This is a genomic window from Pantoea sp. E956-1 (assembly GCF_982223955.1).
The window spans coordinates 69,708-94,201 of record NZ_CEUYZP010000003.1 but is presented as its reverse complement, the minus strand read 5'-3'; the positions used below and the strand labels follow the sequence as shown (position 1 = coordinate 94,201).

Here is a 24,494-nt window from a genome sequence, read left to right as displayed (position 1 = left end):
TAACTTCTCAATGCCAATCTCTGGCTGCCGCTTAACGAGCCGGAAAGCATCTGACTCACGGGTATGGCATGAAATACTCTCATGCCGTCTGGAAAGCGTAACGACAGGTAACTAATGTCGTGATTCCTGTATCCCGGTCAGCGAAAGGCCCCAGAGTGCGGCTATGCTCTGCTGAGTTCAACCTGCAACTATGACTACCAGGATATTAAGTGATGAAAAAATTATCAGTTATCGTTATTGCTACCGGGCTGTTTTTGTCGGTGAATTTACAGGCTAATGCCCAGGGATGTCTGAAGGGAGCCGCAGTAGGCGGCGTCGCAGGTCATGTTGCTCATCATGGTGTGGCCGGTGCCGCAGCAGGCTGCGCAGTCGGTCATCATATGGCGAAGAAAAAACAGAAAGAGGCTGAGCAAAATCAGCAATCTCAAAAATAAGCTGAGATAGTAGCACCGATGTAAATCAGCTGATTACCGGGCAATGATGATGCCCGGTGATCGCTGGGTGATAACCATCCTGAGTCTGTTGACTCACAAAAGTACGGCGAATTTAGGGCAGCCGGTTACGGTAATTATGTTTATTCTAACCCGATGTTTTTAAAGGTGCAGTGATTTAAGTGAGTGACCAGTAATCTGAATAAGGTATGCCTATTTTTAATTCAGATAGTGGAAAACGCCTTTTAAAAAAACGTCCTTTATCGAACCAGCCGCATAATGCCATGCCATCTGCATATTCAATTACCACCATTATTCTCCTTCTTTTTCTTCTCCGAACGATGGTGCCCACTTCTATCATGCGGATGCCTTAACCGCACTACTGCCGGTTACGTCATGGTTGTCTGAAAGTATCGTTCTGACAATGAAGTCATTACTTTTTCTCAGATCTCCAATCTCTGGCTGGAGTTTTCCATATATCCGCATACCTTCCAGCATCATGAAAATGCTTTGAGCCATGACTCGCGCATCTTCATCCTGGCGAAATACCCGCTGAACCTGGCCTCTTTTTAAGATATTCTCTAACTCGCTAATTAAACGGTTAAATTTACAGGAAACTTTGCCTTTAACCTCTTCGTCTCCGGGTAAAAGCTCGCTGGCTGCCGCAATAGTAAAGCACCCTTTCTCTCCGGCAGGAGCAGATGATAACTGAGCCACAAATTCCAGCGTTTCTCGCAAGGCAGCTTCTGGCGACATTTCTGCATTTCGTTTCACTGTCCTAGAAATGCCTTCATCCATGTATCGCTGCAAAGCAGCCAGGTAGATAGCGCGCTTATCGGGATAAAGTTTATAGATGCTGGCACTTGCCAGACCCGATGCTTTTTTAAGGTCTGCCATGGATGTTGCCTGGTATCCGTTCTGCCAGAAACAATCAAGTGCAGTGCCGAGGAACGCCTCGGGATCGAATTCTCTGGGTCTGCCTGCTGATGCTTTCATAAGGTTCTCCTGTGCTGACGATTGATTGTAGATCGACCAATCTACAATTAAAAGGCTTTATCTAAACCTTGTGTTAAAAGTCATGCTTTTCGCCTGGTAAAATTTAAAGCTGAGTCAGTGGACAAACACAGGTGAGTGATTGGCCGCCTTCTGGCGGCGGCAGGCAAATACTTATAATGGCATTACAGTCTGGACCTGATGCTGAAAAACGTAGGGATCTGATAACAACTCATAATGTTCATCATCCGGATAGGTGACGGCAATCTGATACTGGTCGCCTGCAAAGGCTTTGATAGCGTCTAAATCTTCCCAGTACGTCGCAAGGAAGAAATGCTCCCACTCACCCTGCGTTTCTCTGCGTACATAGGCTCCCAGATTCCCTGGCGTCACTGATGAATGTTCAACACCGGTCTTCTGCAAGTGAGTTGCAAAACCTTCGGCATGCCTGACCGGTACGCATCCGTGCCATGTTCTGACAATCATATTGCTATCCTCATGTTGTGGAAGAGTTTTAACCATAACATGACAATGCAGGAACTCGATTCGTTCTCTGGGGTGTAAGATGGAATTTTAATAAATTGCGTACCGGCTAGATGATCATAAACAGAGCGTCGGGCATACAAACAATCGCCCATTTTGACCATCATAAAGCTCATGCTTTTTGTCTTAAGAAAGACCGACGTGATAACCTTCGAAGATACGACAATTACGCCTGACGTTTGGTTTACCATGAGAACTAACCGGTTCAGGGAACTGCCGCTCATCAGCGCCACATACTTAAGACTCAGGGAGAGAGTTGCCAATGGATACCTATTCAACCCGCCGTTTCGTGCTGATAATTACCGGAGTGCTGGGCTGCATATTTACTTTTTTTGTGTGGCGCAATGAAATTGACCGCAATACATTTCTTACTCAATCCACTCTTGATGCACTATGGAGTGCCGTCCTGCCTCTGGGACTGTCTATTTTTTTAATTATTAAAAAATGGGGTAAAGGTGAGGCTGTCAACGGCATAAAGAATAACATCAAACTTTTCGCAGGGTCAGTTCTGTTGGTTACCTTTTTTAGCTATATGCTGCTGACCACGGTTATCTGGCTACTTCCGGGCACCCTCAGCAACTATACCGCTTATAGCGAGTTTTCGGGCGGCGGGCGTCACGACTGTTCGGGTGTTGAGGTTAACGACCCGGACCTGCAAAGACGGATAAAAGTCTGTGAACCCGTGGGCAATTATTTTGCCGGCGGAACGGTTCGCGTGACTAAACGAAGCAATGCGGCAGGCATGAGCATTGTTAACGCTAAAATCAAAGAGTAAACGTCATTACGCAGCTCAGGGCCTGAGTAACTTCAGGCCCACACATAAACCGCATGATTTCTTTAAACAACAGCCGTCATTCTTTTGTTAAAACTCAGAACTCCACATCTTCAAGGCTGAAGATTTCAGTCTGATCATTGTAGGAAAAGATTATGCCAGAAACACAATCACCATCGTGAGCAACACCCAGCCTATGGCGTGAATATCTTTATGCATGATAGCCTGAGCCAGATAGCCGCCTACGCCGGGCAGCGTATAAGCGTTATTACTCACGGTGATCGCTTCGGAGGCCACGAAAAAGAACCAGCCACCAGACATTGACATCATCATGTTCCAGATCAGCCCGGAACGGCAAAAGGCACGTCCAGTTTCCAGAAACATTGCCATGCTGTCAGATGGAAACTGCGGGAAACCTCCACCAAATCCGCAGATACGGTGCGTAACGATTGATAGAAGCTAAAGGGCATGTTCCATGTCTGGCTGGTGAACAATGCGAAGATCGCCGCCAGCTCTACGCCCAGTACCTGTCCAGGAAACAGCGCAATGAAGAACGTCACGGTAAAAGAGATTTAGCCTAGCACCGGAACGGATTGCAGAATATCGAGTGTGTATGAGTAAATCCCTCAAACATTTTTTGATACCCGCGCCATGAATTTATAAAAATTATAGGCTGATGTCAGCTGATGTATCTTTCTTGCAACGGCTGAATACTGTGAAGACTGAATCAATTCACCCAACTCAGAGATACTCGTTTGTGTTAAAACAATGTTTCGAGGCAACCAGGCCTGAAACATGACGGAGCAGAAATGAGAACGCAGAAGCGATGTATGGGATATGTGGCTATCGTGGTTGATGACTATGATCGGGCAATTGAGTATTACACCGAAAAGCTGGGTTTTACCCTTGTTGAGGATACACCGCAGCCAGGTAAACGCTGGGTTGTAGTTACACCTGACCCTGAAAGCGACTGCAATCTTCTTCTGGCTCGCGCTTCAAATGACAAACAGGAAGGTTTTATCGGCAATCAGTGCGGCGGAAGAGTATTCCTTTTTCTGCAGACGGATGACTTCTGGCGAGACTACAAAGCCATGAAATCGAAAGGCGTTACATTCTGCCAGGAGCCTCGTGAAGAGGAGTACGGAACCGTGGTGGTATTTGAAGATCTGTACGGCAACCGTTGGGACCTTTATCAGAACAGGCAGAATTAAAAACCAAAGCCAGTTGTGTATCAGGCATCCAGATGAACAATAAATCACGAACCCTGCCGGGATACTTCAGATCAGCGGGAAGTGTTTTTGAAGCATCCTCTGAGCACTCTGCTATCAGTTAAGCGCTCGCAAACAACCGAGCGCCGTCTGATAGCAGACTTACTTTACTCACAAGCTATAACGTTCAGATCCGCCAATCAGTTTCATTAATCCAGCGATCTATCCGATATTTTTAGCTGCGCCCTGGCATTATAAAAACGACGATAGGATAAATAGACCGCAATGATCGTTGACAGACTGGCGGTCCCTATCAGCATAAACGTCACCATAATCTGATACTTAATCGCCTTGAGTGGATCTATTCCGGCGAAAATCAGTCCGGACATCATCCCTGGCAGGCTGACCAGTCCGACAGTTTTGGCAGCGTCCACCGTCGGCATCATGGCTGTACGAATGCTGTCGGCAATGATGCGGCCCGATGCCAGCTTCACCGATGCGCCAAGGCTCAGCATCTCCATAATTTTCTGCTGGTTGTCGCTGAAGCGCTGGTTCAGGTTGCTGTAACAGAGCCCTACTGCGACCATGGCATTACCGGCGATCATGCCCGTGATGGGAATAACCTGCATCGGAACAAACGCTATCGCTCCGCTCAGCACCAGAATCGTAAGCGTGATGACGGTGCCACTAACAATAGCAACAAACGATATCGTAAAGGCGTTATCAATATTTCGACCACGTTTACGGGCGTTGATCGCGGCATTAACGCAGATAAACAGCACCATCAGTACCGTCAGCCAGCTGTTATTAACATCGAAAATCGACTTCAATACAAAGCCGACAATCACCAGCTGAATTATCGCCCGGGATACACTCCAGAGAATATCTTTGCTCATGCCGAGCTTTTCTTTCTGGCTGATAAGCAGCGCTATAACCACCAGCGTCAGTGACAGCAATAGCGAGGTGTTACTGATATTATGCTGATTCACGCTTGTTCTCCTTTTGTGGCGGCTCAAGGCGAAGCACCTGCTGAGCCTGCTGAATGTCGTTAACATCATGGCTGATCCGCACTACGGCCACCTTTTCTTCAGCTGAGATCCGGTTAATCAATGAAAGTACGGTCAGTCTGTTCTCTTCATCAAGGGCGCTGGTGACTTCATCCAGTAACAGCACCTGGGGCATAAACTGCAGATTGCGAAGTAGTCCGATACGCTGCTTTTCTCCGCCTGAAAGTTGTTCAATAGGTTTATTCAGCATATCCGGAGAGAGATTCACACTTTGCAGCGCAGCAACAAGTCTATCCCGTTGGGGCATCTTACGGCGAATCTGCCATGGCAGCGCCAGGTTGTCATATACCGTCTGACCAAACAGTTGAGGCGTTTGAAAACAGTAAGAAACCTGCTGGCGGTAGGTCTCCGCTTTCAGGGTGGTGATCTCACTGTTCCTGAAAAAGAGTTGCCCGGAGGTGGGGGTAATCAGTGAAGAAAGGATTTTGAGGAAGGTACTTTTTCCGCTCCCGGATGGGCCGGTCAGCAAGAGGCTGTCACCCTGATATAACTGCAGGGAGACCGGTTTAAGTAGCTGGCGATCCCCGATGGATAAAGCGATGTCCTGCACATCCAGCAGGGGTGAAACTCTGTCCATATTTATGCCTCAGGACCTGAAAAATTGCGTGTTGTCAGTATCAAAAAAAGCAGGAGTTACCCTTCACAGGCAGATTACCGGTACTGCACGTTGCAGCCCGCACACACTGCTGGCTTGGGCGCGGCAGGGCAAATGCACATCAGGCTATGAAATATAAGGCATTTAATTGCGGCTATGTATCTTCTGACAAAAAATGAGTGGATGAAAGTGACCGTCGGTTAAAACCTGTAAGAGCCTGCGAGAGAAATCTGACAGGCTCTGCGTTTAAATCAGGATGGCATACCCGCTGTCATCCGATAATTATTTGTTTTTCCAGCGGGTGGAGACCGGGTTGGTTACGGTGTTTTTTTCCTGAGTATAGGTGCCGTTCTGCTGCGCAATGGCTTCACCGGTATCCACAATTGCATTCTGAATAAAGATGTTCTGCTTGTCACTCCTGATAAAGGTTAACTGATGAAAAGCCGTTTTATTGCCCCAGTCAGCAGAAGGCAGAGAGATAAATCGCACGGTGAAAGTTTCATCATCAAACTTGCCCTGCATAACGTAAACGCCGTAGTGATTTTCGCCCTGAGAAATGATTTTATAGGTACCATTGTCGTAATAATAAATCTCAGCATCCGGAAACGGCTTTTTGTCATACATTTTTCGGTAGTGCAGCACCTGTTTAATGGTGGGCTGGCCGAAGCTGACGGCGAGGTTTTTACCATCTGCCGACGTCGTCAGACCTTCAGCGTGAACACTGCTCATCAGCATTAACAGACTTGTAGCGGCCATTGCGGTTGCTTTCACTCTCTTTCTCCTCAGCGGATTACGGGACAACAAGCGTATGAGACCCAGAACTTACACGGTGGTGAGTGTCTGTTGAAGAGGCTGATAACACATTATTACACAATGTTATAATCACATAAGGTGACCGAACGCGGTGAGTCGCTGCTGACCAGGCGGCAACGTATTGAAGCCCCGGGATGCAGACGACATCGATCATCTCCCGGGAATCTAATGAAAAATAGCTTCGGGCAGGCGCGTCTCGTTTGCTAATGACGCTTAACACGGTAACGCCCTGGAAAAATAGTCAATCGGTTAAACGATTACCGACCTGGTGCCACTTGTTATAACAAAACGGCTAAGACCGACCCTTCCAGGGTAAATCCGGGCTGTATCCTGCTCTTCTACAGAAAGTCAGGTATTTAGCAGATACAGCCCAGGGTAAGGGGAAGGTTTATTTCAGCGGTTCCGGCAGCGTTACGATCCACAACTCGCTGTCCGACTCCGGTTTCTTCAGCGGCTTTACCCCGATCGTCGTTGCGACCGGCTTACCCTCTACAGTAAGTTCCCCCTTTTCGTTCAGCCGATAATCCTTGCGCTTCTTACCTTCCACCGGATTTTGCATGACAGTTTTCACGCCGAAGTCATTGTCGTTGGCGACCGCCAGCGTTTTACTGTCGATCAGCGCCAGTCCTTCGGCCTTCTCCTGCTGCCAGCCGAGTTGACGTAAATCGACAACCCGCGTTTTAGCGGCGAGCTTAATGCCTCGCTGCGCCAGCGCTTTCTCGTCGTCAGACTCCGGATACTTACCAGGCTTATCGAATGCGGCAAGATCGGTAGCCGCACTGAGATCTACCTTATAGATAAGGTTGCGCATCGCATCGTCTTTATCGCTGCCTTGTTCAATCAGGAGGATATGCTGATTATCGAGCGCCACGATATCGCCAATTTTGGCGTCGCTGCTTTTACTATAAGCCTGGCTGTCGATAGGATATCCATACATCGCGGTTTTCCCGGTCGCCGGATCGAAGCTCACCAGGCGGGTAAAGCGCGCCTGCTTTTTACTTTTACCATTGATATCGAGCGTGCTCTGCACCGCGGCGATAATGCGCCCGTCCGGCATACGCGTCAGCCCTTCAAAACCACGATTTGGCTGACGCCACTTAAGAATGTTTGGCAGTCCACCCGCAATGGATTTTTCCCCTTCCATGGCCTGTGGCCCGTGAATCGCCAGAATATTACCGCGCTGATCAACGTTAATCAGAAATGGGCCATATTCGTCGCACAACCAATACCCGCCCTTCCCGTCCGTCGTAATACCTTCTGTATCCAGACCACGGTTATCGCCCTGCAAAACTTGCAGCGTATCGCTTAGCGCAATTTCATTGGTTGACCCGATCACGCCGTCCTGTAGCGGCAATCCGTTAATATCGCCCTTGTCGTCATGCAACGGTCGGGCGTCCGTGGCCTCCGCTTTACCATTCTGCACCCGAATTTTCATCAGCAGCGGAGCGAAGTCTGGCGTGACGAAAATTTTTGACTCATGTTTGCCCACATCGGGTGAGTCGGCATTCGGCCCGCGATCGGTGACGGTCGCGAAGGTGAGCGCATCCCCCTGCTTACCGGTAAACAGCAAACCGGAGCCGATTCCCACCGGCAAACCATCCGGAAACGCACTGGCGAATGCGCCGCTGTAGCTCACGCGCGTAACTTCCGGAAAACTGACGATATAGTGCTCAGCCTGAGGTTGCGCCGCAAGACCAGAAAATGAGAGCGCACAACTGATAACCAAAGAAATTGTTTTTATTTTCATAATATTAAAATCCATGAGGGAAAGCTGACAGCGTAAAGAATATAAATGACAAGAAAATGATATTTGCGGTAAAAACGGACTGCTAACAGGTTGATTTCCCCACCGTTACGGCGCCGGCTGGTGAGGTGGTGAGGTGGTGAGGTGGTGAGGTGGTGAACGTAGAGTGAACGTTGATTTGTGCGCAACGCTGCCTGCTCAGTGCCAGGAGCTGACATTCACAGAAAAATGATTGTTATTCATCACTCTGTTGCTATCGTTATGCACTTCCGGATGTGAAACACAGATGAGAAAGTTTGCGGGCTACTCACTTTTCAGATATCTGCTCTGAGGTGCTGTGTAACCCCCAGAGCAGGTTCGCATACTGAAATGTGAACCCACTCCGGGAGGATTTTCATAAGGCAGAGACTGCGAACTGCACTGATGTTCTGATTACAGTAAATCAGAGACGGGCTGTGGGATCCCTTCACCAGAACATCCCTGTTTTTACCTGTGAGAAGTGTTCATCAATGTGTAATGTTTATTATTCAGACGATTTTTCTGTGCCGCTGGCAGAATTACTTATTCGCATCTGAAGACGAGAAATGTGTCCGGTGATATCTGCCGTTCTTTCGGCTAATCCCCGGATGGCACTGGCGATAACAGAAAATCCACGACCATGAACACCCGCTCTTGCGGCTTCGATACTGGCGTTCAGTGAAATAAGTTTGATCTGCGCTGCAATAATTCCGTTTTCAGAGACGAGCTCGGCGATTTCTTTTGCGGTTTCGGCGGTCTGAATGTTTCGTCGTACCTCATTCTCCTCATGTCGCCCGCGATCTTTACGGCCCTGAATATCGATAAGCGCCCCAACCGCACGCAAAGGGGTACCATCAGATGCACGTTTAGTCTGTCCCCGGGCCTGAAACCACCGATATTCACCACTGCGGAGTTTAAGACGATATTCGATATCAAAACCGGTTTTACCACTGAAGTCCATCAGGTGGCTGACGAAAGCATCGAGCGCATTCTGTTTGTCATCCGGGTGAAGGCGTGACGCCCAGCTGTCCATCACATCAGGGAATTCTTCAATGGTTTCAAAACCCAGCAGCTTTCTGAACTGCGGCGACCACCAGAATACGTTATCGGGATTCAGGGGATTTCCGCCAATAATATCCAGATCCCAGAGGCCGTCATTAAGCATTTCGCGCGACAGGTCAAAACGGGTGGAGACAATATCAAACTGGCGGGACTGTGAGGTTTCTTCTTCCGTATTCTCTATAACGGCGATCAGACGCGGCGGCGTAAATTCACGACTGTATGATGCACGGATGCAAAACCACTGAAAGGTGTTTGCGCCAGTTTTTATCAGGCAGCGCAACAGCTTCTCATCACCACTATGTTTAAGAGTCTGACTTATCAAACCTCTGAACGCCTCCCGGAAATCCGCATGGATCATCTGGATCAGCGAAGAGAGCCCGATCTCCTTCTGCAGAGGCAATCCCATAAGCTGGCGTGCTTCAGGTGAAACAAAAGCAGGCGCGTCACTTTTAAGATCGGTCGTCTCTACATACCAGTAGCCTTTCTGGCTGAGGTTCATAATACATTTCAGCAACGTGGTATCACTATGAACCACGTCCCGCGTCTCATCGACACATTTCTCAGCGATATCCATCGTTGTCAGCTCTGTGGCAGACTGTTTCCGGAATAAATTCAGCATTATTTCTCCTGGTGAGCATATACTGGCATTAAAATATGCCATAAAGCGTTATCGGCAGAATTTTGGGGATATTCACTTAATAAACATCGCTGCTTTGAATGATTACTGTAACAGAATGCTATAGATCAGTAGCGTAGTGCAGATACCGGAACAGTGTTGATGACTGAGCCTGATTTCAGTGTGCTGAATTTATTTTTTATAACCCTGCTGGCATAATTTTATCTTTAGTCTATGATCTCTAAAAATGCAATACTTTACAATTTCGTTACTCCAGTTCAGCCTTGAGACGCCCTCTGAGATATGATGACTGGCTTTAGCAAACAAATCATGTCCCCATCCGGCAACGATCATTGATTATAAAAATTGTCTTTTTAGTTGTCAGGCATAACATCCGCTAACGGTGGAATATCCGCACTGACCAAAGTTTGTACGTCGATTATTGATATTCTCTTTACTGGACTTCTTCACCCATAAGGCAGACTTGTTGCTAATCAGCTCACATGCATGAAAAGAATTTAATATTTAACTTAAGGCAGGTTTTCATGGAATTTATTTTAACTTGTCTCTTTATTGCCATCCTGGAAAAATTACGTCCAGTCACACCGGTAAGTTAAATAATTATGGCATTTTATGCACATGAATTTCCTCCTGCTTACTGACATCATAGCGATACGTTTTACAAAATTATGACCATGAATAATTTAAGGCTTTCCGAAAATTGATTCCTGCAATAAATCATTCCCCCCCGGTGTAACAGAGGAATTCCAAAAAGTCAGTTATTCCACTCCCGCTCTGGCCATCACTGCTTTAAGATATAGGTTGCTGGATATTTAAATGAATGAAAAATTGAAAGATGCTGATTCTCGTACAGCTTATCAGCAGTTAATTAAATTGGGCGAATTTAAACCTTTTTTCCAGCCGATAGTCTCACTGGAAGATCAGCGCGTAGTGGGTTTTGAATTACTGGCACGCCGTGTTTTGCCGGAGGGGCTCATCGTGTCTCCCGCTGAGTTCACTCCGGTTATGGAACCTAATGGATTACTTAATGAGCTGATGATAAGTCTGGCTGCTCAGGGATTCATCACAGCGAGCACCTCAGATATCACAGACACGAGTCGTTTTAAGATTACAGCCTGTGGTTCCAGACGTGCTTTTGCCTGCGAAGTCCCTGAATATCCGTAGCGGGGGATAGCGTTCAGCTGCCTCTAGCAGCCTCTGGTTCACCGTCCTGCTCAGCGATAACATCCTGCATGCCTGCGTATGCTCATCGTAAACTGCGTGGTCAGATAGTTGACGAACTCACGCTTTATCGCTGGTTTTAGCGCTTTTTTTCGATGACGTCTTTCAACGCCCGGCATTCCCGACTCAGATCGGCAAACATCTGTCTCAGATGACGATTCCCGCCCTCAACGTCTTTGATTTTTTTTAATATCAGCGGCTTCTGTCCTGCCATATTTCGCTTCCCAGTTGTAGTAGCTGGCTTCGGAGAGGAGAAAGCGGCTTCGTGGCACACATCTTTGACGGTGCGCCCGGCTTCGACAGGCTTCAGAACCGCGATGTTGTGGTGTTCAGTGAAACGGATTTTACGCATGGCGATCTTCTAAGAGGCCATAATCAGTATGCCGGAAGATCTCTAACAGTGAATGGGTGTTTTGCAGGGATACTTGCACTACCTCTCAGAGCGATGGTTGAGTAGCCCAACAGTACCCGCAGCCGTGCGGTAAGTGTCAATAAAGTTGTCACCCCCGGTTGAATTATGCGGCCTGAATTTTCTGCTCCGGATTGAGTGTCACGCTATGCTGCTAATCCTGATCTTCAAAGGTAGAGTCATGGTACCTGCCGGTGATTGTTCCTCAACAGGAAAGCATAAAAAAGCCGCCAGCAGATGCAGGCGGCTTTGAAGAGTAAGTTAGTTCAGATTGTTATCAGAAAGCATAACGTACCTTAGCGACAATGCTCTGACTAACAAAGTCAGAACGCTGTTCAGCATCATACTGAACGGTGCCGTCCAGTTGGTCGGTGAACTTAGCGGTTACACCGACGCCCGCCATCCCAATCCACGGGCTCTGCTTCATGCTCTGATAGGCCACCGGCGTATCCGGGCTGCCGATAAAGGCTACCTGATTAGCGCTGCGGTCATTGATGCTGTCATACCCAATTCCGGCAGTTCCATACAGATTCACAATGTCCGACACCTGTAAGCCCAGCTTCGCTTTGGTGGAGACAATCATCGCTTCCAGCGTCTGGCCACTCACATCCAGACCGAGATCGCTGGCATTTTTCTCGGTATAGCCTTTATCCTTGATGCGATAGTAGTCGCCACGCACGGCTGGCGTCAGGGTTAATTTGTTTGTCAGGCTAAAGGTGCTCTGTAAGCCCAGACCCGCCTGCAGGTTATGGCTGTCATAGCTGGAACGCGCGACGCCACCAAAAGCCAGATCGGAAGAAGACGGGTTAACGATGTTAAGGTAACGGTTACCGTCAACTTTATCGCGTCCGTAACCCGCTTTCCATGTCATGGAAGTTGCCGGCGTGAAGTCAACGCTGCCGTAGAGCAGTGTATTCCAGCTTTCAATCTGCGCATCATGGCGGAAATCATCTGAGGTATCCCGCACATCAGTACGGCTGGTGCCCACTGCCACCCCTACGCGAGCCTGCTCTAATACCGGCACATCACCACCAATGGCGATACCACGGGTATCGGATTTATACCCATCCAGACCGTCACGTTTTTCCTGATTATCCCAGCGACCTACCGGTCTGATCCACAGATACTTCTCGGGGTTGAACTCATCGTACTGACCAAATTCCCGCACGGAATCATGACGAGAGTCCACGATATCGCCAAAGGCACGCACATTATTTAACTCGGCATAAGGGAGCATACCGTCCATCAGCGGACCTAGTTGCACCACATTACGGTAAATTTGTTGTGCATTAGAGGAGGAGGTAATGGCGCAGACCGTAGCCCCTAACGCACCCGAGCAATAGCCACCTGTTACAGCAGAGGCACTGCCGCTGCCCACTGTGCCTGGGTCGATGCCTGGATTAGTCCCTGGGTCGGTACCTGGATTGGTTCCTGGGTTGGTTCCTGGATTGGTTCCTGGATTGGTTCCTGGATTAGTCCCGGGATTGGCACTTGTATTACCAGAATTTTTGTTAACAATAATCTTGTCGATAGCGCCGCCAAGACTGGACGCTACCGAAGAGGTGGATTGGGAAGTGACCGCCGTTTGTACGGAGGTAAGCCCGGTATCCACGATGCGTAATGAGTAGCTGGTGGGCGTCAGTTCTTGCACAAACTGGAAGCGTAAGGAATCATCAACCACCGAGTTTGGTTTACCAACTATATTTGAAGCGGTAACCACATCACTCAGCAGATCGCCATTGCTGAAGTTCATGCTGCCATTGGTCACCACAACAGTGTTACCCCTCAGCGATGCCGTTTCGCCAACCTGCAATTGTCCGTAGTTGCTGGCATTCTCAGCCTGCAGAGCCAGGAAAGCATTAGAAGACTGATTATAGTTGCTGACGCGTGAAGGGGAGTTATTGTTGAGCAAATCAAAAACACCTCTGTTGCTCATCGTGGTGGTTGGGGCATCAACGCGTCCAATAATAATGCCTTCGTTATTGATACCGTTAGCAACGGTACTGGTTGCACTTACACGAATCGCATCTCCTTCGATAGACCCAATGATGCCGCGGTTAAGCAGTAAATTGGTGCCGCTGGTGCCGTCAAAGGTAGTTCCTCCGCGTGTGCCAGCAATTAATCCATCGTTGATAATGCTTGAAACTTGCGCGTTATCCTGCAGCGAAATGCCGCTATTAGCAGCTTCAATTACCCCGGCGTTATCAATCGTGCCAATTGACTCACGGCTAAAATTGATCCCGTCGCTAACCTCAGAGTAGATAACCCCTGACGAACTGTTCACAACAGTAACATCGTCAGCCTGAGTGGTGGCCGTATCAACGTAGATACCGTAACTGTTGGGGCCGCTTACCGAGATATTCCCGCTATTGTTAATTATAATGTTTCGACTTTCGCCTGTTACCGAGATACCGTGGGATTGGGCACCAAGCGTGGCAATAAAGCCACTGTTATTTATGGTGTTATCACGGATGATTTCATCCAGCAGGATCCCAGAACTGACGTTACCGGTTGTGGTCAACAGTTCATTATTGGTGATAGTGCTGTTAAGAACACCAGACAAACGGAGAGCGTTAGAGTTACTGCCCGAAGTGCCTATGGAGGCGGCATTGATTAAAGTGAAGTTGCTAAGCGTATCTAAAGTCACACCATCACTGGTGAGGGCATCAGTGGTGATACTGCCCTGGTTTTCAAATTTACTGTCGGAGGTATTAAAAAAAATTGCGGGCGTGTTCTGCGCGCTGACCGCAACTTGCGTACCGGGCTTGATGTTGGTGGTGATGCGACTAGCATCCGTGAAGGATAGCGGCGTGGTAATGTTTCCCTCACAGTTTATGGTGACACCGTTTTCTGCTTTGAAATCGCAGGCTGCCAGTGCAGTTACAGGGTTTAACACCCCACAACTGCCAGCTAATCCACTGAACAGAAACAACTTCATTTTCTTTTTCAATTTTAATCCTCAACGCGCGCCTCAACGCGCGAAAAAAAATTAATTATAATGAGCAAGAAATAGTCAAATCATAGTCATATAATTATCAGATCTTAAAGCAGGCGAGTAAAAGCTAAATATAATTTTTTTAAAACTTTGACACACCGCTATTTTTATAAATAACTTTGCAAAACTGACCTTACACAGTTGGGGATGTGAAGGCATACCCCCTGAGCCAATGAAATAAAAGACTAACAGACGTTAAGTGTAGTCGTGTACCGGCAAGGCAGCAGCATATGATCTCAGCTGAGGCAAGGTTTGCCGCGAGCAGAATGGGTTATCACTGTTATTCCTCAAGCGACAACCTCGCCTGTTTGGTGTTACAGACAGCTTTGGGTTGGTACGTGAGATGGGGGTTACAAATGTTGCCGCGAAAATAACAACTCTGAAACCCCTGCTCAATAAACGCATAACTGATCGCTGTTTCAACGTTTTCCAGTATTAGTTTTCCCATTCATTTAGTGATATTCCCCCATTATATTCGTGCGGTCTGCGCATACTTCAATATCCCAGGATATAACCTGTGGTTTTCGGTAAGTGTCAATAAAGTTGTCACCCCCGGTTGATATATCCGGTCTGTTTTCCCCACGCCGGATTGAGTGTCACGCTATACTGCCGTTGCCAGTTTCGCATCTGGGTTCGCTGCTTTTGCTGCCTGATATCCAACGCCTGAATAATACGAAGCGCAGGAAAATCCGCGGCTGATTTAAACCGTTAAGGCACTGATAAACGTGCAGGGACCGGGGCTTAAGCAAGAAGGAATATCTCCTCCGGAGGAGTAGCACCAACAGATAAAACACCGTAACAACGTGACTGAGTGCGAACACGGTTGTCATGTTCAATACGGGTGGCTCCGCAGATTACCAGCAGGTACTGTGCATCGCTCTGACGTTAAAGGGGCATGTCCGCCTCTCGCTCATAGCGGACCTTTCAGTACACTGGTCTGTTTCGTGCCACAAGCAGACATTGAGCAAACACACCGTCAATTATCGCTGTAGCTAAACGCCTTTTATAAAGAGGAGCCAGGCTCCTCTTTTACCCCTCATCAATGCATCAGCGAACGATGTGCAGGAAGTGCAGATGCTTCTCATACTGATCGAGAATATCGTTGATAATCTGCTCCTGGTTCCAGCCCATCACATCATAATCCTGCCCCCCCTCTTTAAGGTAGACAACCGCCCGGTAATACTTTTGCTCCTCCGCTTTATCGCTGCCAGACATCCCTGCCAGTGCAAATGCGGGTTGCAGATAGGCACGTGCACGAACTTCATAGACAAAGTTAAGTTCGTCGCCTAAATCCACTTCAAAGCGAACGCGGTCTTCAACATCATCCCGGGTATGCGATACGGAATTTTGCTTCGCCAGTTCCTGCTCCACCATCTCCATCGCCGGATAGATGACCTCGGTCATGAAGCGTTTTACCTGTGAGCGTTTCGGGAAGTAAGCAATGTTACGCAACCGTCGCTGCCACGGAATCGGGTTACGTGCAGCCGTGGGTGCAATGGTCGCAATCTGCTTACTGTCGCGCTTCCAGGCGTCAACGCGTAACGCCTTGAACAAGCCATATATCGACATTAACAGAATAACCGAGAAGGGCAGCGCGCTGGCGATGGTGACTGTTTGCAGCGCCTTCATACCGCCCGCGAGCAGCAGCGTGACCGCCACGACGCCCATCATGGCAGCCCAGAATATGCGCTGCCAGACTGGGGTCTTATCGGTACCGCCAGATGCCAGCGTATCGACCACCATCGCGCCGGAGTCAGCAGAGGTCACAAAGAACACCACGACCATTGCCATGGCGATAAAGGAGAGCACCGAGCTGAAGGGGAAATGCTCAAGAAAGTTGAACAGCGCCAGCGTCTGATCGCTCATGACGGTCTGCGCCAGGTCAGTGGCCCCCTTCTGCATAATCAGCCATATCGCGCTGTTGCCGAAAAAGGTCATCCAGAGCAATGTAAAACCTGCTGGCACAAACAGCACGCCAGTGACAAATTCACGGATGGTACGACCGCGCGAGACGCGGGCGATAAACATGCCCACAAATGGCGACCAGGCCAGCCACCAGCCCCAGTAGAACAGTGTCCAGCCGCCCAGCCACTTACTTGATTTAGGTTCATAGGCGTAAAGGTTGAAGGTTTTGGTTACCAGCTCAGAGAGGTAGCCGCCGGTATTCTCCACAAAGGATTTCAGCAGCAGTACGGTTGGACCCAGTGCGCCCACCATAATGAGCAGCAGTACTGCCAGACCCAGGTTAATTTCCGAAAGAATTCGGATGCCTTTATCAAGTCCTGAGACCACTGAAAGTGTCGCCAGCGCGGTGATGACAACAATCAGAATCACCTGCATGGTCTGGTTGATCGGCAGACCAAACAGGTGATTCAGTCCGGCATTAACCTGCAACACCCCGTAACCCAGCGAGGTCGCCACACCCAGCACCGTACCAATAACCGCAAAAATATCCACGGCATGCCCCATCCAGCCGTAGATGCGGTCACCAATAATTGGATAGAGCGCCGAGCGCAGCGTCAGGGGTAGCCCGTGACGGTAGCTGAAGAACGCCAGAATCAGCGCCACAATGGCATAAATGGCCCAGGCATGCAGACCCCAGTGGAAGAAGGTGATACGTAGCGCTTCCCGTGCGGCCTCCACGGTCTCCGGCTGACCTGTAGGGGGTGCCATGTAGTGCATCACGGGTTCTGCGACGCCGAAGAACATCAGACCAATCCCCATACCGGCCGAAAATAACATGGCAAACCAGGAGTGATAACTGAAATCGGGTTCTGCGTGGTCAGGGCCGAGTTTGATATCGCCATAACGAGAGAAGCCTAAATAGGCTACCGTCAGCAGGATTAATGCCACTGCGAGAATATAAAACCAGCTGGCGTTCGCAAACAGCGAGCTTTGCAGGGCACCGAACTGCACATCAGCCTGTTCAGGAAAAAGTGCAGCAAAGGCCACCAGAATAAAAATAAGGGCGGCAGAGGTGAAAAATACCGGCGGATTAATCTGGCTTCTTTTGTGTGGCGTTTCAGTTTCTGATGAAGACATAAGTATCCTGCTCAATGTGAATGAAGACCAAATGTAACAATCAGTATGGAAGAGTAAAAGCGATACGCTACCGGATGCTTAATATTACAGCAGTTTTTCCGCCGTTAATGACATCAGCGCGGCCAGAGTGTGGCTCGTGCAACAGCAGTCTTGTCCGCTTCACAGGTCATCGCGAGATTGGCGCGCGTCAGCGCGAGCTGCGCGTGGCGCTGTGCCTCTGCGGCATAAAGATGAGGTGAAATCACTGCTAACGCATGCAGCGCTTTTTGCAGGCGCAGTTGCACTTCAACCAGTGCGGCGCCATCGCGCGCAATCCCGGTAAATATATCGTCGAACATATCGCTGATTTGCGCAGGCTGTATAAAGAGCTGTGCATATTGCGCTGTGGCAGAGTCAGCTGGAACGGGCAGACTAAACAATCTGACTGCCCGCCCGATGATATCAATTGCAGTGCCTGGATCGTTAACGGCCGGAGATAAAGCACGAGAGGCGATTTCAGAAAGCACACACAGCCCAAAGCGTGGATCCTGCTCAAAGGAACGCTGTTCACCCAGCGTAAAGGCATTACGTAGTATCTGAATCTCACTATCGGAAAGCGGCTGATTACACCAGAGCAATGGGGCACCACGGTGAACAAAACGGCCCGGTTGCGCAGCAAGATAAAGATTACAGCCCTTTTCCTTTGTAAAGCCGGAAAGATGCTGCAAATCCAGGTGCTGAAGATAGCCTGCCTCCAGCGGGAACACGCTTTGCCAGGCGGCCGTTTCTGGCCGGGTGCCGTTCCAGGGAGAGCAGCCCATACAGGGTTCCTGGAGGCGATGGTGAAGCGCCGCCTTCGTGGCTTCCTCAACGCGACGCGAGGTGTCAGACATGCGGCCAAATTGCGCCAGATGCTGTATCCAGCGCAGGAGGGTAATCACAATCATGGCAATTACCGCCAGGGTAACAAAAAACAGGATAACGCGCCCCTGAGTGCCATAGGCGCCCATGCCAAGCGCGATAATACCCACCAGACTATAAAGAAAAGAGCCGATAAACGTTGCCAGGACATTCTGCGTAGTACCATCTTCCAGCAACAACACAGTGGCGCGTGGCGTCACACTGCTGCTGGCAGAGTTATAAGCAGAGACCATGATATTGAGTGAAAAGGTGGTAACGGCCAGCATACTTGAGGCAAGAATGGCCAGGATTTTATCCACTGCGTCACTGCCCACGATGCCTGACACTGAAACCGGTATGAAGGGTTTAATCGCGATAGCGACCAGGGCAGTAATAATTGCCAGTACAGCGAATAATGAACTGCGAAACCAGAGTTGTCGGGTCAGCCGGTGAATAAGCCATTGCGTTTTAGACATCATGTGCCTGCTGTAATGAGTTTTGATAAGGTTTCCGCTGCGGCGCCACACTATGCTTACGCCAGCAGACACAACGCAGCGTGTCAGCACTGCGGCCATACCGGGCGGAGGACACGGCAAAAGGAGGACTCTCGCAGATGTGAAGAACCGTAGCCTGTAACTGTAGAACACTGTTTTACAGATTGCTGCGCAGCCATCGATCCCATACTGCTATGGGCGCACTCCACTACCGGTTTCAGCATGAGGGCGTTCTGTGCGAAACCAGAATAAGAATAGCCCCGGGATCGACTCTTATCTCAGTGCGATCCGCTGAATATCCAGACATGATCAATACTCAGCTCTCAAAGCGAACGACACCAGCTATGTCTGTATCCTGCCCTTACCTTAATAGTGCAGACCTGTCCGGGCAGAGATTGACCTCATCCCGCTTTGGTTTATAGTGATGAGCCTGTTCTGTTCAGCTTTGCGCTCAGATCACATTTCGCTGCCAGCGTTTATTAACGTGTTTCGCTGGTCGACTTCAGTCCTGAAAGCATCTTTATGCCGTAAAGGAGAAATTTAATATCATGCGTCTTACGCCACCCTGAGTCTTAGCCCTTCTCTGCCGCACTGAGTAATCTCAGTCGCGAACCCTTAAACATCCCGTTTGCGGATGTGCTTTTTTACACCTGAATTTTGCCTTAACGGGCTGACTGTATTCAAAATCTGAGAAATGACTATGCTGCTGTCCTCAACGCGTAAGGACTGGCTGGGTAACGTCCGTGGTGACGTCCTTGCCGGTATTGTTGTCGCGCTCGCGCTGATCCCTGAAGCGATCGCCTTCTCCATCATCGCGGGCGTAGATCCCCAGGTCGGGCTCTATTCCGCATTCTGTATTCCCGTCGTCATGGCCTTCTTTGGCGGCCGCCCGGCGATGATCTCTTCTTCAACCGGCGCGATGGCGCTTCTTATGGTCACGCTGGTTAAGGAACACGGGTTGCAGTATCTGCTTGCTGCCTCTGTGCTGACCGGCCTGTTTCAGCTGATTGCCGGATACCTTAAGCTCGGCAGCCTGATGCGCTTCGTGTCCCGTTCGGTGGTGACCGGGTTCGTGAACGCGCTGGCGATACTGATCTTCATGGCGCAGTTGCCGGAGCTGACAAACGTAACCTGGCACGTGTATGCGCTCACGGCTGCGGGTCTCGGGATCATTTATCTCTTCCCGTACCTGAATAAAACCCTTCCCTCTCCCCTGGTCTGCATTATCGTGCTGACCGCTATTTCTATGTGGCTGCACCTTGACGTGCGCACCGTGGGTGACATGGGCAAACTGCCGGACAGCCTGCCAGTGTTTCTCATTCCGGACATACCCCTTAATCTCAATACCGTGCTGATCATTCTGCCTTACTCGGCGGGGCTTGCCGTGGTAGGGCTGCTGGAGTCAATGATGACCGCCACCATCGTGGATGACATGACCGACACACCGAGCGACAAGAACCGGGAGTGTAAGGCGCAGGGCATTGCCAATATCTGCACCGCATTCATTGGCGGGATGGCGGGCTGTGCCATGATTGGCCAGTCGGTGATTAACGTGAAGTCCGGCGGGCGGGGGCGGCTTTCTACGCTCACGGCGGGCGTGGTGCTGCTGTTGATGGTGGTGTTCCTGCGTGATTGGGTGTCGCAGATCCCCATGGCCGCGCTGGTTGCGGTGATGATTATGGTTTCTGTCAGCACCTTCTCATGGCGCTCGCTTAGGGACCTGCGCACTCATCCGGTTTCAAGCAGCGTCGTGATGCTGGCGACCGTTACCGTTGTGGTGGCAACCCACAATCTGGCGTTTGGCGTGCTGACCGGCGTGCTGATTGCGTCACTGAACTTTGCCACCAAAGTGGCCCGCTTCATGGCGGTCTCCTCTGCGCTCAGGAGCGATACACGCATTTATACCGTAACCGGGCAGGTTTTCTTTGCCTCGGCTGACCGGTTCACGAGCCACTTTGATTTCCGTGAGGCGCTGGAGCGCGTGGTAATCGACGTGACGCACGCCCATTTCTGGGACATTACCTCGGTTAGTGCGCTGGACCGCATCGTGATTAAGTTCCGCCGCGAGGGCACCGAAGTGGAAATCAGGGGCATGAACAACGCGACCCGCACAATCGTTGACCGCTTTGGGGTGCATGACAAACCTGATGAGGTGGAAAAGCTGATGAGCGGCCATTAATTCAACAGGGCTGATGATGCAAAAGAGTGGGATTGCCTGCATTGACGGCTCGCCGTCAACCCGCCCGTTCTCTCATTAAGTGTGCCGTCTGGGCGGCCGGTAAAACGGACGAACCGCTTGCCCTGATGCACGTTCCGGAAAAGCGCCCCTCCGCCGTGAGCGACCTGCCCGGCATCATCGGTATTAACAGCCACGTACCGGTGCTGATGTGGCTGGTGTTGATCCTCACTGCCAGCCTGATCGCAACCCGGAGTAAGGCTGATAGCCCGGAGGGCAACAGGGCTTCTGACAAACCAGAACCGCATCAAAAATGCAAAAGTGTCTCTGTCAAATCAGGTTACTTCAGCCTTTTGATCCCAGGGGATCAACCCTAATTACATCCATTGACCCAATGCCGGCTGAGAAAGAGATCATCCGCCTGGAACAAAAAATAGCCTCTGATTCAGCCAGCCAGCAGTGCGTCCAATTTATGGCGCAATATTTTTATCATTATCGGGCGAAAAAAAGCCGCACAAAACTGTCAGTGCGCCATATTTAATGGCTAATCAATTTCACAAGGGATTTCCTGGTATGTTGCAATCTAAACCCTCTCGCCTGGGCGGCTTACTGCTGCTACTGGCGGCCGTGATTGGTTTCGCGGTGGCTTTGTATGCGTGGCTGACGCCACTTAGTGGTGTCACTGGCACCATCGGCGCACTGGGTGTGGCTATCGCTAACGTGGTGCTGGCATTACTGACCTTTCTTTTACGTGGTGCATCCGGGCGCGGTGCGCGCATTACGTTAATTATTCTGACTTTGGTTGTCTTGTTCGGCATCGGTTTTGCAGCGGCACTACTGCATCAGTACATCATTACAGCAGCGATGGTGGTTGGCCTTATTGGTCTGATTACGTTGAACAATAATTCCGTCCGCCATAACCATCGCGTCAAAGCCTGAGGAACCACTCGTGCATAACACTAAATATTTTCCAGTAATGAAAGTCAGCATGACGGCCCTGGCGCTGCTGCTTACCCCGCTGACACTCCAGGCGCAGGATAAAGCGGCGGAAGCCTCAATGGGCGCGCGGGAAAAAGTCAATGCAGATGCGGCTAATCAACAAGCGCCAGGCACCACAAAAACCACGAATGATGCGTCAACGGGCAAGCAAGACGCAGAGACCGTTGCCTCTGCAACTGATCCATCGACCTCACTGGTGCCCTCTTTAGCTACCTGGGACAGTTTTCATGGCCAGCTGAGCGCGCAGAAATATAGCCCTCTCACGCAGATTAATGCTGACAACGTCAGCAAGTTAACGAAAATCTGGGAATTTCATACCGGCGATGTCTCGGATGGTAAAGGCGACACGCCAGCTACCGTCTGGTCAGCCACCCCTATTTTTGCCAACCAGACACTTTACATTGGCACCCCTTTTGACCGCCTGATTGCACTCGATCCCGGTACAGGTAAAGAGAAATGGCACTATGACACGAAGTCGTCGCGTAAAGCGCTGACACAGCCGGTTCTGAAAAACCGTGGCGTCTCCTACTGGCAGGCTAAAAATCCGGTCGACGGGCAGGCGTGTCAGAAGATCGTTTACATGGGAACCGTGGATGGCAAGCTCTTTGCGCTGGATGCCGACTCAGGTAAACCGTGCAGCGACTTTGCAGACAATGGCATATTAGATCTCAATCAGTGGAACACCATTAACGCCAGGTACCCTCTTTCTGTATTACAGCCGCCAACGGTGGTTGGTAATCACCTGCTGATTGGCTGGGCGGGTAAAGACTGGGCGTATGCTGAAGCGCCTCCGGGGACCGTGTTTGCCGTCAATGCGCAGACCGGCAAGCGGGAATGGACATTTGAAGCCATTCCGGCTGAAGTCCGCAAACGTACCGGTACGGCTAACGTCTGGACACACATGTCTGCCGATGAAGCACATGGACTGGTTTATCTGCCTGTCTCATCCCCTTCTCCTAACTACTGGGGAGGCAACCGCGTCGCGCCTATTCCACTCGGCACCTCTACCACCGCACTGGATATCAATACCGGTAAAGTCGTCTGGTCTCGCCAGTGGGTGCATCACGATGTGTGGGATTACGACATCAATTCTGCGCCGACATTGATGGATATTACCGTAAACGGCAAACAGATCCCGGCACTCATTCAGGCCACTAAGCAGGGCTTTTTGTTTGTGGTGAACCGTCTGACCGGAGAGGATGTCTGGCCGATTGAAGAGCGTCCGGTGCCACAAGGTGATGGCTCCGTTCAGGGTGAAGTTCTTTCGCCAACGCAGCCATTCCCGACCAAACCGGCACCGCTGCTTGACCAGTCGAAAAAGCCAGCGATCTGGAAACTGGCGGATGTGGTGGGCGCAGGCCAGTGTTCAAGGCTATGGGATAAGCTGACCTATGAAGGTATGTACACGCCTCCTACCACCAAAGGCGAAGGCGCGCTGACCTATCCCGACAGCGCGGGGGGCGTTCAGTGGGGAGGCGTCGCGTTCGATCCACAGAAACAGATTGCAATCGTCAACACCTCTCATATTGTGCAGTATGTGAAACTCTACAGCCGCCAGGATTATGAAAAAGCGGATAATGGCTCCGGCAATGAAAGCGGTTTTGCTCCCCAGGAAGGGGCGCCTTACGGCCTGCGCCTGATGGTGGCCAATAACTGGCTGGGCATGCCGTGCTGGCAGCCACCTTTTGGTGAAATCGTGGCGATTGACATGCATACCGGTGACGTAAAATGGCGTCGTCCCGTAGGGGCATCGCAGCAGTATGGCTTCTTTATGCCAGAAAGCTGGGGATCACCCACCATCGGCGGGCCGGCAGTGACTGCAGGCGGCGTGATATTCATTGGTGCGTCAATGGATGCCAAAGTTCGCGCCTATTCCGTAGAGAGTGGTGAAGAGCTGTGGTCCGATCAGGCGGAAGCGCCGGCGGTAGCGAACCCGTCGGTCTATGAGTACAAAGGTCGTCAGTATGTTGCGTTTGTCGCTGGCGGTAATACCATCCTGAAGGATCAGGTGGGCGATCAGGTGGTGGTTTACGCCTTACCTGAATAGCGCCTGAAGCAAATATCAGTGAAAAATAGGGGGCCTTGCGCCCCCTGTTTTTTCCGGGACGCAGTACGGCCCGCGAATCTACCTGCGGAATGTGAGCGAGCCTGTCCTGGATATTAAGGTAGCCCTGCCGACAGGAAAACCGTCAGTCGCTATTGCTAATGGGTCTGTTGCATCGATAACACCTGTCTGTAAGCCACCACCTGATTTCATATTGCTGACTTCCGGTTAAACGTGACGGCAAAAGTGAGAGATAAGTGAATACCGCGAAAAATCTTAAACTTATTCTGATGTTCATCCGGCTAAGTGACTGAAGCACGCAGCTAACACGTAGCGGGTACAGATAAATACA

Annotated in this window: 18 protein-coding genes and 3 pseudogenes; 8 read left to right on the top strand and 13 right to left on the bottom strand. The window is 50.2% G+C overall.

What is annotated here, in order from left to right:
* The first annotated feature begins 212 nt into the window (after positions 1-212).
* A complete protein-coding gene (locus AC0T7J_RS11055; RefSeq protein WP_010247042.1) occupies positions 213-434 on the top strand; it encodes a hypothetical protein in 222 nt (73 codons plus the stop codon).
* 175 nt (positions 435-609) lie between these two features.
* Here AC0T7J_RS11055 and AC0T7J_RS11050 read toward each other — a convergent pair whose 3' ends face one another.
* The 3 genes from AC0T7J_RS11050 to AC0T7J_RS11040 form a co-directional block, all read right to left on the bottom strand.
* The gene (locus AC0T7J_RS11050; RefSeq protein ID WP_473794131.1) at positions 610-744 is read right to left on the bottom strand and encodes a hypothetical protein; all 135 of its coding nucleotides are present in this window, start codon (positions 742-744) and stop codon (positions 610-612) included.
* Positions 745-788: 44 nt separating this feature from the next.
* The gene (locus AC0T7J_RS11045) at positions 789-1,427 is read right to left on the bottom strand and encodes a TetR/AcrR family transcriptional regulator (protein ID WP_473794130.1); all 639 of its coding nucleotides are present in this window, start codon (positions 1,425-1,427) and stop codon (positions 789-791) included.
* A 171-nt stretch (positions 1,428-1,598) separates the two neighbouring features.
* Positions 1,599-1,910, bottom strand: a complete 312-nt coding sequence (locus tag AC0T7J_RS11040) for an antibiotic biosynthesis monooxygenase family protein (protein ID WP_473794128.1) — start codon at positions 1,908-1,910, stop codon at positions 1,599-1,601.
* 319 nt (positions 1,911-2,229) lie between these two features.
* Here AC0T7J_RS11040 and AC0T7J_RS11035 point away from each other — a divergent pair, with 319 nt between their 5' ends.
* Positions 2,230-2,742 (top strand): hypothetical protein, encoded by a 513-nt coding sequence (locus tag AC0T7J_RS11035; RefSeq protein ID WP_039389900.1) that lies wholly within the window; start codon positions 2,230-2,232, stop codon positions 2,740-2,742.
* Positions 2,743-2,895: 153 nt separating this feature from the next.
* Here the strand turns inward: AC0T7J_RS11035 and AC0T7J_RS11030 are convergent.
* Positions 2,896-3,347 (bottom strand): annotated as a pseudogene (locus tag AC0T7J_RS11030) (ABC transporter permease subunit); the annotation flags it as partial.
* 201 nt (positions 3,348-3,548) lie between these two features.
* Here AC0T7J_RS11030 and AC0T7J_RS11025 point away from each other — a divergent pair.
* The gene (locus AC0T7J_RS11025; protein WP_473794126.1) at positions 3,549-3,950 is read left to right on the top strand and encodes a VOC family protein; all 402 of its coding nucleotides are present in this window, start codon (positions 3,549-3,551) and stop codon (positions 3,948-3,950) included.
* A 206-nt stretch (positions 3,951-4,156) separates the two neighbouring features.
* Here AC0T7J_RS11025 and fetB read toward each other — a convergent pair whose 3' ends face one another.
* The 5 genes from fetB to AC0T7J_RS11000 form a co-directional block, all read right to left on the bottom strand.
* A complete protein-coding gene (fetB, locus tag AC0T7J_RS11020; protein WP_473794124.1) occupies positions 4,157-4,936 on the bottom strand; it encodes an iron efflux ABC transporter permease subunit FetB in 780 nt (259 codons plus the stop codon).
* Positions 4,923-5,591, bottom strand: a complete 669-nt coding sequence (gene fetA, locus AC0T7J_RS11015; RefSeq protein ID WP_473794123.1) for an iron efflux ABC transporter ATP-binding subunit FetA — start codon at positions 5,589-5,591, stop codon at positions 4,923-4,925. The genes fetB and fetA overlap by 14 nt, the downstream gene beginning before the upstream one ends.
* A 300-nt stretch (positions 5,592-5,891) precedes the next feature.
* On the bottom strand, positions 5,892-6,380 hold the full coding sequence (locus AC0T7J_RS11010) for a hypothetical protein (protein WP_473794121.1): 489 nt from the start codon (positions 6,378-6,380) through the stop codon (positions 5,892-5,894).
* 430 nt (positions 6,381-6,810) lie between these two features.
* Positions 6,811-8,169 (bottom strand): esterase-like activity of phytase family protein, encoded by a 1,359-nt coding sequence (locus AC0T7J_RS11005; RefSeq protein WP_473794119.1) that lies wholly within the window; start codon positions 8,167-8,169, stop codon positions 6,811-6,813.
* 520 nt (positions 8,170-8,689) lie between these two features.
* The gene (locus AC0T7J_RS11000) at positions 8,690-9,865 is read right to left on the bottom strand and encodes a methyl-accepting chemotaxis protein (RefSeq protein WP_473794117.1); all 1,176 of its coding nucleotides are present in this window, start codon (positions 9,863-9,865) and stop codon (positions 8,690-8,692) included.
* Positions 9,866-10,699: 834 nt separating this feature from the next.
* On the opposite strand from AC0T7J_RS11000, the pseudogene AC0T7J_RS10995 reads away from it, so the two are divergent.
* Positions 10,700-10,906, top strand: a pseudogene (locus tag AC0T7J_RS10995) (EAL domain-containing protein); the annotation flags it as partial.
* A 91-nt stretch (positions 10,907-10,997) separates the two neighbouring features.
* On the opposite strand, the pseudogene AC0T7J_RS10990 reads toward AC0T7J_RS10995, so the two are convergent.
* From AC0T7J_RS10990 to AC0T7J_RS10975, 4 genes and pseudogenes are all read right to left on the bottom strand, one after another.
* Positions 10,998-11,456, bottom strand: a pseudogene (locus AC0T7J_RS10990) (transposase); the annotation flags it as partial.
* A 334-nt stretch (positions 11,457-11,790) separates the two neighbouring features.
* Positions 11,791-14,463, bottom strand: coding sequence for an autotransporter family protein (locus AC0T7J_RS10985; protein WP_473794115.1), 2,673 nt, complete (start codon positions 14,461-14,463; stop codon positions 11,791-11,793).
* Positions 14,464-15,555: 1,092 nt separating this feature from the next.
* Entirely contained in the window at positions 15,556-17,550 is a 1,995-nt protein-coding gene (locus AC0T7J_RS10980) for a BCCT family transporter (RefSeq protein WP_473794113.1), read from the bottom strand.
* 113 nt (positions 17,551-17,663) lie between these two features.
* Positions 17,664-18,908, bottom strand: coding sequence for a DUF2254 domain-containing protein (locus AC0T7J_RS10975; RefSeq protein ID WP_473794112.1), 1,245 nt, complete (start codon positions 18,906-18,908; stop codon positions 17,664-17,666).
* Positions 18,909-19,623: 715 nt separating this feature from the next.
* Here AC0T7J_RS10975 and AC0T7J_RS10970 point away from each other — a divergent pair.
* From AC0T7J_RS10970 to AC0T7J_RS10955, 4 genes are all read left to right on the top strand, one after another.
* On the top strand, positions 19,624-21,102 hold the full coding sequence (locus AC0T7J_RS10970; protein WP_473794111.1) for a SulP family inorganic anion transporter: 1,479 nt from the start codon (positions 19,624-19,626) through the stop codon (positions 21,100-21,102).
* Positions 21,103-21,134: 32 nt separating this feature from the next.
* Complete coding sequence (locus AC0T7J_RS10965; RefSeq protein WP_473794110.1) at positions 21,135-21,476, top strand: hypothetical protein; 342 nt, start codon at positions 21,135-21,137, stop codon at positions 21,474-21,476.
* A 196-nt stretch (positions 21,477-21,672) separates the two neighbouring features.
* Positions 21,673-22,038 carry a hypothetical protein gene (locus AC0T7J_RS10960; RefSeq protein ID WP_473794108.1) on the top strand — a complete coding sequence of 122 codons (366 nt, stop codon included), beginning with the start codon at positions 21,673-21,675 and terminating at the stop codon, positions 22,036-22,038.
* A gap of 49 nt (positions 22,039-22,087) precedes the next feature.
* The gene (locus tag AC0T7J_RS10955; protein WP_473794584.1) at positions 22,088-24,145 is read left to right on the top strand and encodes a pyrroloquinoline quinone-dependent dehydrogenase; all 2,058 of its coding nucleotides are present in this window, start codon (positions 22,088-22,090) and stop codon (positions 24,143-24,145) included.
* The last annotated feature ends 349 nt before the right edge of the window (positions 24,146-24,494 follow it).